Raw genomic sequence first — 13,759 nt, 5'->3', positions numbered from 1 at the left:
TAATCGGGACTGCTAAAGCCCCGATTGCACCGGGGCAATCTAACCAAACCTCAGTACGACTTAGGCGCGATGATCTCGGTCTTTGTCTTCAGGATTGTTCCGTTGACGTTGATGCGGATGGTGTACTCGCCAGGCTGAGGGCGAGTGAACCCCCTGGCTTGCCAGGTGAGGACGCTGACTCCACGTTTCTTCATCGCCGACATTTGAGGGTCCGAAATGATGATTGATTGCTCATCACCTGTAGCTCCTTGGAAGGTGGCAGTTATGGCTGCGTTTTCCGGAAGGTCTTTGGGAATCCAAACGTAGACGCGGACTGAGCTTCCGGTGTTCGCCGAACCACCAAAGGTGTCGCCATCGAGAGGCGATCCCGACTCCCAGGCGCTGTAGACCGCTGGTGATGCACCAAGGATCACGGGCTCTTTTGGCGCTCGATCGGTTGAGTCTGCAACGAAAGTCTTCGGCATTCCTTCCAGCGCGGAAATGTCAATCGTCCAGATCGAACGGCCGTGAGTTGCAATCACCAGATCCTTCATTCTTGGGTGAACTTTGAGGTCGTGGACGGCGACGGTAGGGAAGTTTCCTCGGATTCTGCTCCAAGTGGCGCCTCGGTCCGTTGAGAATCTAAGGGACATCTCTGAGCCCAGGAAGAGCAGGTCCGGGTTGGTTTCGCCCTCTTTTACAACGTAGACGCTATCGTAATCAGGAAGCGAGCCAGCGAGAGACTTAAAGGTCTTCCCGGCGTCTTCGCTGACGTACACGTACGACCGGAAGTCATTGTTTCGGTGTCCGTCGGCCGTGACATAGAGGCGATCCTTTTCCCACTTTGACCAAAGCACTCGGCTGATCCATGTGTTCGCTGGCAAGCCAGAAAGTTTGGCAGTGACGTCCGTCCAAGTTTCGCCATTGTCGAGCGAGATGTTGACTTGTCCGTCATCAGAGCCAGTGGCGTATCGACCTTTCACGAGTCGAGATTCGTCGAGCGTGATGATGGTGCAGTGGTTCTCCGCACCGGTCGATTCGATGTTGATACTGAGCCGCTTACTGAGTTCTCCCGACTTGATCTTCCTTGGGCTCATCGTGGTGAGATCAGGAGAGATTGGGTTCCAAGTGTCGCCGCGGTCGGTTGACTTCATCAGTCGGTTAGCACCGATAAAGATCGTCTTCTGATCGTGAGGCGAGAGCATAAACGGGGTGCTCCAGTTGAAGCGCAGAGTCTCTCCGTTGATAGCTGGTCGAATACTCTTCCGGGCACCGGTCTTTCGGTTAACACGGGACGTTGCCCCGCCTTGGCTTTCGCTGAATACCCACTCCGATTCGTCTTTGTCGACTGCGACGTGAAAGCCGTCTCCTCCGTTCAGGTTTGTAGCGTGCCAAGGTCCGACCGGTCCGTTGGTGGTTTGAGTGGGAAGCGCCCAGCTACCGTTGTCTTGCAGTCCGCCGTACACCCAGTATGGGAACTGGCTGTCAAAGTCGACGGCATAGAACTGACCAAGAGCGAGCTGGTTGTGGTGCCGCCAAGTGACGCCCTTGTCCTTGGATGAGTAGATTCCACCATCGCAACCGGTGAGCAGGTGATTAGTGTTCTTGGGATCCACCCAAAAAGCGTGGTGATCAGCGTGAGTGTTCTGACCAATCATTTTCCAGTCTTTGCCTTGATTCTCGGTCACAAGGAGGTTGAGGCCGCCGATGTAGATTCGGTTCGGATTGATCGGATCGATGGTTGGGTTGCTGAAGTAGAACGGTCTTGGATTGAGCATTCTGAGCAGCGACCAAGACTCGCCTCCGTCCCGGCTGATAAAGATGCCTCCGCCGTTCATCTGGCTGCCAGCCGGGACCGAATTGCGCCATGCATTGGGGTCTTCAGGCTTCTTGGGTGCTGGTTTTTCCTGCGGCTTTTGGGTTGCAGGCGCTGGTGGGACCTGCCCACCCTGCTGAACAAACAGGTTGGCTTCACTTCCGTCAATGTCTCTCTCGCGCTCTTGTTCCTCTTCACCTTCTCCGGCGAATGGATTCTTGGGATCCTTGGGTGGAACGAACTCCACAGTCGCGATCATGATGTTGGGGTTCTTGGCGTGGATGCTTACCGAAGTTCGGCCGAGCACCGTGTTTGGAAGTCCCTTCGTAACCGGCTTCCAGGTTTCTCCTCCATCGGTGCTTTTGAAAAGTCCACTTTCGAGTCCGCCGCTTGCCATCACATACGGCTTTCTTAACCGATCCCAGGCACAAGCGAACATGATGCGAGGGTTCTTGGGGTTGACGTCGAGGTCGATGATTCCCGCTCGGTCGCCTCGACTGAGGACCATGCGCCAGGTCTTTCCACCGTCGGTTGATTTGTAAAGACCGCGCTCCTCGCTCCGACCCCAAAGCCGACCGATGGCGGCGACGAAAACGACATCTGGGTTCTTCGGGTCGACGTAGATTTCGGAAATGTGTCGAGTTTCTCGGAGGCCAATGTGAGCCCAGGTTTTCCCACTGTCGACAGACTTGTAGACGCCATCTCCCCAGGCGACTGAATTTCGACTTGATTGCTCACCTGTTCCCACGTACACAACGTTTGGTTTTGATTGGCAAATGGCCACAGCCCCCATGCTGACTGAGTTTCCGTAATCGAAAACTGCATCGAATGTGTCGCCACCGTTTTGGGTTTTGAAGAGTCCACCGCTCGCCGTTGCGACGTAAAACAGGTCCGGATTAGCTTCCGAAACGCTGAAGTCCATGATTCGTCCACCCATGTTGGTCGGTCCAACTTCTCGGGGTCGAAGTGCGTCGAGGATCATGGCGAGGTTGCCCTCGCTCTTCGGACGCGGAATCGGAGTTTGTGCGATGCTAAGTCCGGGAAGTGAACAGAGGACGGCAGAGAGGGCAAGGAGTTGCCGATAATGCATAGGGAGGCTTTTACCTTGTTCTAGGGTCAAATGAGTTCCAGTACCGGAAAGAATTTGTCGTAACACCTAATGTTTCGTGGCAAGTTGCACGAAAATGAGTGTAGAGCTTTAAGGAAGCGTCTGTCGTTATGAACTTCGATCAACTAACAGTGTTACCGTCTCTCCTCGCCGGGGGTGGAATTGCATCCTTCATCTGGTTGCTACTTGATAAGGGGAATTCCGGCAAGACCGCAACCCAGGCTTTTGTGGGCGATTCATCCGAGGAGGTCGCTCGACTCCAGGCCGAATTGGCGGGCGTGAAGGAAGAAGCTGACAAAGTCGCCGATCTTCACTCTTACACTCGACAGTTGGAAGCCAAGGTACAGGTTTTAGAAGCAGCCTCTGCGGAGCCAGGAAGCGAAGAGCACGAGATGCGCGTGAAGGTGCTTGAACAGCAGCTGAGCGAAAAGGCTGCACTAGAAGCAAAACTTGCTGCGACTCAACAGGAACTGTCTGATCTCAAAGCCAAGTTTGAAATGCACCAGGCGATGTCAGTTCCGACTCCGGTAGCTTCCCCGGTCGCAGAACTTAAGCCAGAGCCCGCCTCTGCACCGGCTGCAGTAGAAGCTCCACAAGTTGTCGAAACCCCAAAGCTTGAAGAAGTCGTTTCTCCTTTCGCCGAGCCTGTCAAGGTCGAAGAACCTTCAGCTCCGGTTGAAATGGAAGTTGTTCATAACGATAATCCTGTGCCTCCGACCGCTCAGCCGATGGTTGCCTCAGGTGGCGTAGCAACCGCCGCCCAGCTTGAGCCGATTGAGGACCGCCCTGCTTTGCGGGTCGAAGTTCCAACTCCCGTTGCCGTGGGTGATAATCGCGATCCGCTCGAAGACATTGACGGCATCGGTCCTGTGTATCAGCAAAAGCTCTATGAAGCCGGCATTAAAACCTTTGCCCAGCTCGCAGCAGCTTCGCCGAGTCGAATCACCGAGGTGATTGAGCCCCAAAACTGGCAGCACATTGACGTCATGAAGTGGCGCCGAGAAGCCGCTCTGTACGCCGCAGGAGAAAAGTCGTGAAGCTAACTTCGAAGCAGACCAAACTCGCCGCCGGACTCGTCCTTTTGGGTGGGGCTTTGGCATTCGGCATGGGGCCTTCCCCAGCCACTCCTGTGGCAACAAAGGTAAAGAAGGGAGCAAAGACCGCCGACACGGTTGGTCTACTCGCGATTACCCATCCCAGCGATGAAAAGCACTACGGCGAGGGTACGTACGTTTTCGAGGGACAGATTGGCAAGGGTAAGAAGGTCGAAGTGCGACTCGATGAACGTGATCCTGTTCAGATGAGCGCGGATTCGGATGGGGCGTATCGATTTGAAGCCAAAAAAGTGAAGGAAGGCGCTCACAGTATCGAAGTTATCGTCAAGGACGCTGGCAAGAGCGATTCGAAGCCTGAGACGCAGAGCCTCGAGTTCACCGTTTCAAAGGACGCTCCGAAAGAAATCGTTGCCCATTCTTCCCCGAAAGGCTCAGCGAAAGTTTCTCCTAAAGTGGCGAAGAACGACGCGCACAAGGATTCAGACGAGCTTCCGATCGACCTCCTCCCAGAAGACGACGGATCGGATGTGGTGTACCCCGGCAGTTCAGACTTAGGCACGGACGACGTGGCTAAGAAGGACAAGGTCGTCGCCGAGGAAGCAAAGGGCAAGCCTGCCGCGAAGCCGCACGAAAAACCGAAGGCACTTGGCGGAAAGAAGCCGGCTCCGAAGAAGCCTGCACCGACCAAGCCGGTCAGCAAATTCGCTATCAGCTCCCATTCCAATTTCAATGTGGTTCCCCATGGAGTCATCAAAATCGGAGGAAAGGGAACTCCTGGCGATAAGGTGATGCTATTGGTGGATGGAAAGCCATCGATGCGAGGAACGGTTAAGGCCGACGGTCGCTGGTCATTCCCGGTGAAAGTCGCTAAACCTGGCTTCCGAAAGATCACTGCGCAGAACTTGAAGACTCGACAGCAAGCCTGGATAAAGCTCAAGATCAAGTAACTTCGAAGAGATTCAACACCCCTCGTGAACCGAGGGGTGTTTTGTGTTTCAGGGTCGGTAAACTTCTCCCATGGACTTTGCCCTGACGCAAGAGCACGAGTTGATTCGTGAGATGGCCTACAAATTCGGACAAAACGAGGTTCTTCCCGGCCTCGCCGAGCGCGACCGTGAGCACCGAAGCGATGCTTCGATGCTCGAGAAGATGTCGGAAGGCGGCATCATGGGCATCTCGATCCCGGCGAAGTACGGCGGGTCGGATACAGATTACGTCTCACTTGGAATTGTTTGTGAGGAGCTTGAACGAGCGGACTCAACGGCTCGCGTTGTGATGTCGGTTCACAGTGGTTTGCACTCCTTGACTCTGCTTCAGTGGGGCACCGAGGAGCAGAAGCAGCACTGGCTGCCGGATCTTGCGAAAGGGAACCGATGGGGGGCGTTTGGACTTACGGAGCCGAATGCTGGTTCTGATGCGGCTAACTTGCGGACTACGGCAACTCGAGACGGCGATTCCTACATTCTCAATGGAGAGAAGACTTGGATCTCGCTGGCAGACTATGCCCACCAGTTTTTGGTCATTACTCGTTTGACGAATACGGACGCGAAGGCTCCGTACGCCGCGTTTATCGTAGATCGGAATACGCCGGGATTTTCTTCGAAAGCTCTGAAAGGGAAGTTGGGAGTTCGGGCAGGGAATACCGGACAGATCTTCTTTGAGAACATGCGGGTCGACAAGTCTTGCATGCTCGGCGAGGAAGGCGATGGGTTTAAAGTCGCGATGTCGGCTTTGGATCATGGTCGGTACACGGTTGCAGCAGGAGCTGTGGGGATCATTACCGCTTGCCTTGATGCTTCGGTGAAGTACGCGAATGAGCGTTCGGTTGGCGGTGAGGTCATCGGCAAGAAGCAGTTGGTTCAGCAAATGATTGCCTCGATGGTTCGGGGTCGAGATGTTGGGCGGTTGCTCTATTACCAAGTTGGTTGGATGAAGAATCAGGGGCTTCGACATACTAGGGAGTGCTCGATGGCGAAGTGGGTGAACTGCGAGGCGGCGTTTGACTCGGCGAATAAGGCGGTTGAGATTCACGGAGCGTACGGCTTCTCGGATGAATTTCCGGTCGAGCGGTATTTTAGGAACTCGCGAGGGGCGATGATCTATGAGGGAACACACGAGATTCACACGCTGATGCAGGCGGAGTATGAGTTGGGATACCGGGTGGATCGTCCGATCGCACGTGTACTTCCGACTTGGCCGGTTGTCTGAGAGTAGAGTCGCTATTCCACAAGCTGAGCGATTCGCTCGAGCCCACGATCGAACGACTTTGAAATCATCTTTTCGGAGTTAAACAACACTCCGAAGAACTTGGCGATGAAGTTGTTGGTTCCTGACATGATCCAGGAGACTCGGGTGCCGGCGCCTTCAGGAACGAGTTTGAAGTCGGCCCGGGCTGAGGACTTCATGGGCTTCTCAAACTCGAGTGCGACATCGACCGCGAGGTGTGGAGCAGAGCGAAGGATGGTGCAGGAGCCTGAGCCGGTTTTCTTGCCATCCCATCGATAGAATGCGCCCTCGCCTTCGGTCTTGTCTCCGTAAGTCAGAACTGCGGTTGGTTCCATCTCAATCCAGGGGGACCACTTTTCCCAGTTCCGGAATTCGTTGACTTGCTCGAACACCTTTTCTGTCGAAGCGTTGATCAATCTTGACCGTTCATACCGGAAGTCATTGGGCCGGGACTGGACATAGATGAGCAACAGAATAAAGGCAAGCAGTAGGATTTGAAGAACAAGCATGGAGGGTAATGATATCAGACAGCCCCTGATAAAGCAAAAACTCTTCCCGATGAAATCGGGAAGAGTTGCGACTTGTATGGATGCTCGAAATTAACGAGCGTAGAATTCGACGACCTGCTGCTCTTGGAAGAACTTAGGGAAATCTTCTCGCTCTGGCATGGCGATGATCTTTCCGTTCATTCCTTGAACGTTGGCCTCGATGTACGCAGGAACCGGAGCACCTTCGTAGTTGTTGTTTCGAGCGATGTCTCGGCTCGACTTTCGATCTCGGACTTCGACGACATCGCCGACCTTTAGTTGGAAGGAAGCGATGTTAACGACCTTTCCGTTGACCAGGATGTGGCAGTGGCTGACCATCTGACGGGCTTGGAAGATCGTCTTTGCGTATCCGAGTCGCCAGACTGCGGTTGCGAGTCGAAGCTCGAGAAGGCGAAGGAAGTTAAGCGAGGTGTTGCCGCTCATTCGCTGCGCTTTCTTGAACGTGTTCGAGAACTGCTTCTCGAGCATGTTGTAGTAGCGTCGGATGACCTGCTTGGCCAAAAGCTGCTCGCCGTATTCGGACTGCCGTCGATCCTTCAGGTTCGGGCCGTGCTGACCGAGCGGGTATGGGCGCTTGGTAACAGGGCTGTTTGGTCGCCCCCAAATGTCGTAGCCGACAGTGCGGCAGATGTCTGTCTTTCTTCCTCGATAAGTTGCCATTTCTAAGTCGCTAATGCGCGAGAGAACCCGCGAACATGGAAATATACCCCATCTTGTTGGGGGTTTGGGATGGGGAGTTGTGAGAAAAGTTTCGGCGCGCTCCTGTTTCGCAGTTTCGCACACCCTGCTGATCGGCATCAGCAAGTTCGAAGCGTTTTCCTAACTCCCCACTCCAAATTCCCAAATCCCAACCTAAGAGGGTGTAATCTTAACCTGTAATGAGCAAGTCCGCGCCGGGAGTCAGGTTCGCAGAGGTTGATCGAGAAACGAAGGAGACTCGGATTCATGTGGTGCTGGATCTTGACGGTGGTACCAAGCAGGACATCTCCACCGGAATCGGCTTCTTCGATCATATGCTCCAGCAGCTTGCTTTTCACGGTCAGTTTGACGTGGGAATTGAAGCTGAGGGCGATCTGTTTATCGACGACCATCATACGGTGGAAGACGTCGGTATCGTTCTGGGGCGCGCATTTCATGAGGCTCTGGAGTCCAACACCGGGATTGAACGGTATGGTGTTGCGGTCGTACCAATGGACGAGGCACTGATTCAAGCCGTCGTCGATATCAGCGGAAGGGGCGGATTTTACACGGATGTTGAGTTCAAGCGGGAACGAGTGGGCGAACTCTCGACCGAGTGCGTTCGCGAGTTCTGGAAGTCCTTCGCGGTGAACGCGGGGCTGACCCTACATATTCGAAAATTTGCCGGTGACAACGATCACCACGTTGTTGAAGGCATGTTCAAGTCGGTGGGACGCGCTCTCCATGCTGCGACGACCCGAGTCGAGAGACAGGGAAGTACATCAACAAAAGGTCGGATCGGTTAGTTCACCAGTCGAGCGGCTTTCGATCTCGAAAAAACCCTCCGGTAGGGCCGTCGGACGGAAGCGTCGCCGCCCAAACCACGCCTTTCGCACTCTCTGATGCTGGTCTGGCTCCCATTTCGGCACCGCCTGGAAACGTAGCAGTGAATCCTGGGCAGACGGCATTGATTTTTAGATTCGAATCCCTTAGCTCTTGGGCCAGCTTCGCCGTCAACACATTGAGAGCGGCCTTTGATAGTGGGTACGAAGTCCCCATCGGGTTTCCCGAAAAGACTCCAAAAATGGTGTCGTGGAATGAGCCCGCACCGCTCGACACGTTGACGATTCGCCCGCCGGGAGAGGCTTTCAATTTCTCAAGAAGAGCTACTGTCAATCTCCAAGTTCCAAAGAGGGTTGTGTCTAGGACCGATTGGACGGCGGCGAAATCTGGATTAGAGGCGGTTTCTCCCCAGGGGGCCATGCCAACAGCGTTGTTGATCAATACGTCGACAGTTTGGACAGAATTGGCAAACTGGCGAATGGATTCGTCGCTGGATATATCCAGTTGCCTCCCCTCCACGGAAAGTCCCTCGGCGGCAAGCGTAGATGCGAGTTCGGAAGCCGCATCACTATTGCGCGCGGTGAGGATGACTTTGAATCCTTCTTGGGCGAGCTGTCGACAAACTTCAAATCCGAGCCCGGTGGGCTTTCCAACTCCGGTGACTACTGCAACGGGACTCATCGTTGGGGAGGCTACCATTTGACTGGGATACTTGACAATCTCTAACAAAACGACGCTTGTAGAGTTTGTGCGAATCCTTTCATTTGGCTCGACCGTATCAGACTGCATGATGGAAGCGCGCGACATAGCCCCTTTGATTGCATGTGCGATGATTTTTGGAGTCCCAATCATTGCCATTCTCACGAGTCATCAGCGCAAAATGGCGGAGTTGATCCACGGGAAGCAAGGCCAGCTTCCGGCCCAGGACCTTGCCCCAATCTATCACGAGCTTAAAAACTTGCGCGACTCCATTAATTCTCTTTCGATGAATGTTGACTCTCTCAGGCACGAGGTAAAGGCACAGAGTGAACTATCCGAGCGACTTCGTGTGGGAGAATAGAGAGTATGCAAATTGAAGGCGTTATCGCATTGATGATCCCTATTTTCGCGCTGTGCATCCCCATCGTCGCGATTTTGACGAAGCACCAGAAAGAGATGGCGCAGCACTTTGCTCAGCAGAACATGCAACAGCTTCCTGTGCAGGATCCGGCGGTTGGTCAGATGCGCGAAGAAATGCGTCTACTGCGCGAACAACTTAATCAACAGTCAATCTTGCTGGACGATATTCGATCACAAAACAAGAATTTGCAAGAAAGAGTAAGCGAAAACGCGTAACTTGCGTTACAATTTTAAGGTTAGCGTTGAACTCCGGAGGGTTCAGGGGATAGACTGTATGTTCCTCGGTTTTTGCCCCGGAGTCTGAATGAGAGTTATCCAAGCTGCTTCCAAACGAATTGACCGCCACATCGAAGTCCCAAATCTTATCGAGCTCCAGCTAAATTCCTACCGCTGGTTCGTCGAAGAAGGACTCTCAGAACTCTTCAAGACGTTCTCCCCAATCTACGACTTTACGCAGTCGAACTTTATCGAACTCGTCTCCTTCTCTCTCGGTGAGCCGAAGTACTCCATTCAGGATTGCCGCGATCGCGACATCACCTTCGAAGCCCCCATCAAGGCCATCGTCCGCTTTGGCGGAAAGGAGCGCGAAGTCATTGAGTCCGAAGTTTATCTCGGCGACCTGCCTCTGATGACCGACCGCGGAACCTTTATCATCAACGGCCGCGAGCGTGTCATCGTTTCGCAGCTTTCCCGTTCGCCGGGTCTCTACTTTGAAGAAGGCGTTGATTCTGCGATGCAAGTCATCATCTCAGCTCGTGTCATTCCGAACGAGGGGCCTTGGCTTGAAGTTGAATCTGATGGTAACTTCGTTGTCCGGACCCAGATTTCTCAGACCAAGAAGCTCCCGATCACCCAGCTTGTAAAGGCCCTTTACGGCTTCTACATGGTTGATGACCAAGGCAAGATGAAGACTGACGGTCGCGGTGCTCGAAAGCGCGCACTGAAGGACTCCATCGGAAAGCGAACCGTTGAAAAGGCCGTCGATCCGTCTACTGGCGAAGTTATTCTTGATATCAATACGACGATTTCTGCTGAAACCCTGAAGGGTCTCGACAAGGATCAGCTTGAGATTGAAGTGTTCTCGGCAACTCCGCTGGGAACTAACGAAGAGATCATGATGGCGATGTCCAAGATCGTGACTCTCGAAAAGCCTTCTGAAGAAGATTTGGTTGGCAAGCGAGTGCTTGCCGACATCGTTGAAGCTGGCGAGCTCGTGATTGCCGCTGGTGGGAAGATCGATACAGCGGTTGCCAAGCGAATTGTGGCAATGGACTTGCCGTCGCTCGACGTGCGCCACGTGCCGGTTCTCGTTGACGCAACTCTCGAAGCTGACCCGACCAACAACTCGCGCGATGCTCTTCTCGACATTTACAAGCGAATGCGTCCGGGCGAAGCGGCTAACGAGGATGCGGCTAAGCAGCTCGTTTACGGGTTGTTCTTCGATGTTCGGCGATATGACCTCGGTCGTGTCGGTCGCCGCTTCTTGAACCAGAAGCTCGGCCTCGACATTCCTTTGAACGTCCGAAACTTGACCGCCGAAGACCTCGCGAACATCATGATCGCGATGACGCCTTACGTCAACCGTGAGAAAGATCGGGACGATATTGACGATCTGAAGAACAAGCGAGTCCGCTCTGTTGGGGAGCTTCTCCAGTCGCAACTTCGCCTCGGCTTCGTCCGAATGGAGAAGGTTGCTCGTGAGCGAATGACCTCGCAGGATCAAGAGAACTTGCTGCCGGGAATAATCCTTTCGGTCAAACCGATCTCGGCATCCATCAAGAGCTTCTTCAGTTCTAACCAGCTTTCGACGTTCATGGATCAGACGAATCCGCTGTCGGAAATCACCAACAAGCGGCGTCTCTCCTCGCTCGGACCTGGTGGTCTTCAGCGGTCCAGCGCAAAGCTGGAAGTTCGCGACGTCCACCGTTCGCACTATGGTCGAATCTGTCCAATTGAGACTCCAGAAGGTCCGAATATTGGTCTGATCTCGCAGCTCACCTCGCACGCTCGAGTGGACGAGTTTGGCTTCATCATGACGCCGTACCGTAAGGTGACCGAAGGGCACATTACAGATCAGGTCGTATACCTAACCGCTCAGCAGGAAGATGGAATTCTTGTTGCTCCTGCGGACATCAAGACAGACGCCGCTGGCCTCTTCCTTGACGAGCGAATTCAGGTTCGCTGCGCCGGTGGAGTTCTCCAGGGTGCTTCGTATCCGACGGTTCCTCGCGAAAAGATTGACTACATCGACGTCTCGCCTGCTCAGATCATTTCGGTTGCAACCGCGCTCATTCCGTTCCTTGAGAACGATGACGCGAACCGCGCTTTGATGGGCGCAAACATGCAGCGACAGGCAGTTCCTTGCCTTCGCGCTGACAAGCCTCTCGTTGGAACTGGCTATGAAAGTGTTGCGGCGGTTGACTCTGGTGCGGCGGTTGTTGCTCACAATCCTGGTAAGGTTGAGTACGTTTCGGCGACCGAGATTCGCATCCGAAAGGATGACGGGCAGCTTGATAACTACTCGCTGATGCACATGGTGCAGTCGAACAAGTCGACCTGTTTCACCCAGCGACCAGTCGTTGGACTCGGTCAGTACGTTCTGAAGGGTGACGCCCTTGCGGACGGTCCTTGTGTTGACAATGGCGAGCTGGCTCTTGGTAAGAACGTGGTTGTCGCGTTCATGCCGTGGAACGGTTACAACTATGAGGACGCGATCCTCATCAGTGACCGCGTGGTGAAGGACGATGTTTATACTTCGATCCACATCGAGCGATACGAAACCGAAGCGGTTGACACCAAGCTCGGCCCTGAAGAAATCACCCGAGATATTCCTAACGTCGGCGAAGATGCCCTGAAGGATCTCGACGAGAACGGAATTATCCGAATCGGTGCCGAGGTTCGTCCGGAAGACATTCTGGTTGGAAAGGTTGCTCCGAAGGGTCAGGTCGAAATGACCGCAGAAGAGCGGCTGATTATCGCGATCTTTGGTAAAAAGGCCGAAGAAACCCGAGACGTTTCGCTCCGAGTTCCGCACGGTGAGAAGGGAACGGTTATCGACGTGAAAGTCTTTAGCCGCTACAAGTACCTCTCGCCTTCGATCAACTACATCTACAAAGAGTCCAAGAAGCGAGATCGCCTTATTTGCGACCGAACCGAAGAGCCTCTTCTGCAGATTCCTGGAGACGAGTTGCCAGCCGGTACTAACATGACCGTTCAGGTCTTCATTGCTCAGAAGCGAAAGCTGATGGTCGGAGACAAAATGGCGGGACGACACGGTAACAAGGGAGTTGTCTCTCGGGTTATGTCGGCTGAGGATATGCCGTTCCTTGCGGACGGTACTCCGGTCGACATCGTCTTGAACCCACTTGGTGTTCCTTCGCGAATGAACATCGGGCAGATTCTTGAAACCCACCTTGGCTATGTTGGCAAGCACCTGGGAATCGAGTACAAGTGCCCGGCGTTCCAGGGAGCTACTGAGCACGAAGTTCTTGAGGAAATGGAGCGGCTTGCCGAGCACTTCCGACAGCGCGTTCTTGATAGCTATATCAAGTCTGAGCTTCAACTTGAAGTTGACTTCGGTAAGGGCGACGGAATTGACGCGATGATGGCAAAGGTTGAGGCGAAACTCCGAACCCTCGGCGTCAACGGCCTTGAGCGCGTGGCTCGAATCCTCGCCGCACCTCCTGTTAAGCCGGTATCCGAGCTTATGGAAGTTGATGCAGAGAACTTCGAGTTCGAAGATCTTGAGATTGAGATCGACGAGAAGCCAGTCAAGGCCAAAGATGACGTTTACACGAACCTCATCGCAAAGCTGAAGCACAACGTGTTCGAGCGAGCGGGTCTTGATCCACACACCTGTAAGTCAACGGTCCGCGACGGTCTCACCGGAGACACGCTTCCGAACAAGATTACGGTCGGCGTCATCTACATCCTCAAACTTGAACACTTGGTAGACGAGAAGATTCACGCTCGTTCGATTGGACCATACTCCCTTGTTACTCAGCAGCCGCTGGGTGGTAAGGCTCAGTTCGGTGGACAGCGATTTGGAGAAATGGAAGTGTGGGCGCTTGAAGCTTATGGCGCTGCGTACACCCTCCAGGAGCTTCTGACCATCAAGTCAGACGATGTCGTTGGCCGAGTTCGCGCTTACGAAAGCATCGTCAAGGGCGAAAGCATCGCTGAGCCTGGCATTCCTGAGTCCTTTAAGATTCTAGTGAACGAGCTCCGCTCACTCGGTCTGAAGGTCAGCGTTGAGGATTCCAACAACAAGGAACTCCCGCTCAAGGATCTTGATGAGCTCAGCGGCGGCGACGACATGCGCCTCGCTCGATCAGTTGGGTTCTTTAACTAATTCACATTCCGCTCCGGTTGCAAACGGAGCGGAACT

11 protein-coding genes are annotated in these 13,759 nt (G+C 53.9%); 7 read left to right on the top strand and 4 right to left on the bottom strand.

Annotation, left to right across the window (positions count from 1 at the left end; all coding sequences use genetic code 11):
* Positions 1–50: 50 nt before the first annotated feature.
* Positions 51–2,885 carry a hypothetical protein gene (locus tag WCK51_13350; GenBank protein ID MEI7577874.1) on the bottom strand — a complete coding sequence of 945 codons (2,835 nt, stop codon included), beginning with the start codon at positions 2,883–2,885 and terminating at the stop codon, positions 51–53.
* Positions 2,886–3,013: 128 nt separating this feature from the next.
* Between WCK51_13350 and WCK51_13345 the strand changes: the two genes are divergently transcribed.
* The 3 genes from WCK51_13345 to WCK51_13335 all read left to right on the top strand — a co-directional run bounded on the left by WCK51_13345 (position 3,014) and on the right by WCK51_13335 (position 6,166).
* A complete protein-coding gene (locus tag WCK51_13345) occupies positions 3,014–3,940 on the top strand; it encodes a helix-hairpin-helix domain-containing protein (GenBank protein MEI7577873.1) in 927 nt (308 codons plus the stop codon).
* Positions 3,937–4,905, top strand: a complete 969-nt coding sequence (locus WCK51_13340) for a hypothetical protein (protein ID MEI7577872.1) — start codon at positions 3,937–3,939, stop codon at positions 4,903–4,905. Before WCK51_13345 ends, WCK51_13340 begins: the two co-directional genes overlap by 4 nt.
* Positions 4,906–4,975: 70 nt before the next feature.
* Positions 4,976–6,166, top strand: coding sequence for an acyl-CoA dehydrogenase family protein (locus tag WCK51_13335; protein ID MEI7577871.1), 1,191 nt, complete (start codon positions 4,976–4,978; stop codon positions 6,164–6,166).
* 11 nt (positions 6,167–6,177) lie between these two features.
* On the opposite strand, the gene WCK51_13330 is transcribed toward WCK51_13335, so the two are convergent.
* Positions 6,178–6,693 (bottom strand): SRPBCC family protein, encoded by a 516-nt coding sequence (locus WCK51_13330; protein MEI7577870.1) that lies wholly within the window; start codon positions 6,691–6,693, stop codon positions 6,178–6,180.
* 90 nt (positions 6,694–6,783) lie between these two features.
* Positions 6,784–7,392, bottom strand: a complete 609-nt coding sequence (gene rpsD / locus WCK51_13325) for a 30S ribosomal protein S4 (GenBank protein ID MEI7577869.1) — start codon at positions 7,390–7,392, stop codon at positions 6,784–6,786.
* 218 nt (positions 7,393–7,610) lie between these two features.
* Between rpsD and hisB the strand changes: the two genes are divergently transcribed.
* Positions 7,611–8,216: an imidazoleglycerol-phosphate dehydratase HisB gene (gene hisB / locus WCK51_13320; protein MEI7577868.1), complete on the top strand. Its 606-nt coding sequence runs from the start codon at positions 7,611–7,613 to the stop codon at positions 8,214–8,216.
* A gap of 1 nt (position 8,217) precedes the next feature.
* Here hisB and WCK51_13315 read toward each other — a convergent pair whose 3' ends face one another.
* Positions 8,218–8,934, bottom strand: a complete 717-nt coding sequence (locus WCK51_13315) for an SDR family NAD(P)-dependent oxidoreductase (protein MEI7577867.1) — start codon at positions 8,932–8,934, stop codon at positions 8,218–8,220.
* A gap of 31 nt (positions 8,935–8,965) precedes the next feature.
* On the opposite strand from WCK51_13315, the gene WCK51_13310 reads away from it, so the two are divergent.
* The 3 genes from WCK51_13310 (at position 8,966) to rpoB (ending at position 13,723) form a co-directional block, all read left to right on the top strand.
* A complete protein-coding gene (locus tag WCK51_13310) occupies positions 8,966–9,313 on the top strand; it encodes a hypothetical protein (GenBank protein MEI7577866.1) in 348 nt (115 codons plus the stop codon).
* Positions 9,314–9,318: 5 nt separating this feature from the next.
* On the top strand, positions 9,319–9,588 hold the full coding sequence (locus WCK51_13305) for a hypothetical protein (GenBank protein ID MEI7577865.1): 270 nt from the start codon (positions 9,319–9,321) through the stop codon (positions 9,586–9,588).
* Between the two features lie 88 nt (positions 9,589–9,676).
* A complete protein-coding gene (gene rpoB, locus WCK51_13300; GenBank protein ID MEI7577864.1) occupies positions 9,677–13,723 on the top strand; it encodes a DNA-directed RNA polymerase subunit beta in 4,047 nt (1,348 codons plus the stop codon).
* The last annotated feature ends 36 nt before the right edge of the window (positions 13,724–13,759 follow it).

This window comes from Armatimonadota bacterium, assembly GCA_037138755.1.
Taxonomy (GTDB): domain Bacteria; phylum Armatimonadota; class Fimbriimonadia; order Fimbriimonadales; family Fimbriimonadaceae; genus Fimbriimonas.
Note: the sequence above shows the minus strand (reverse complement) of the source record. Positions and strands in the feature narration are given on the sequence as shown.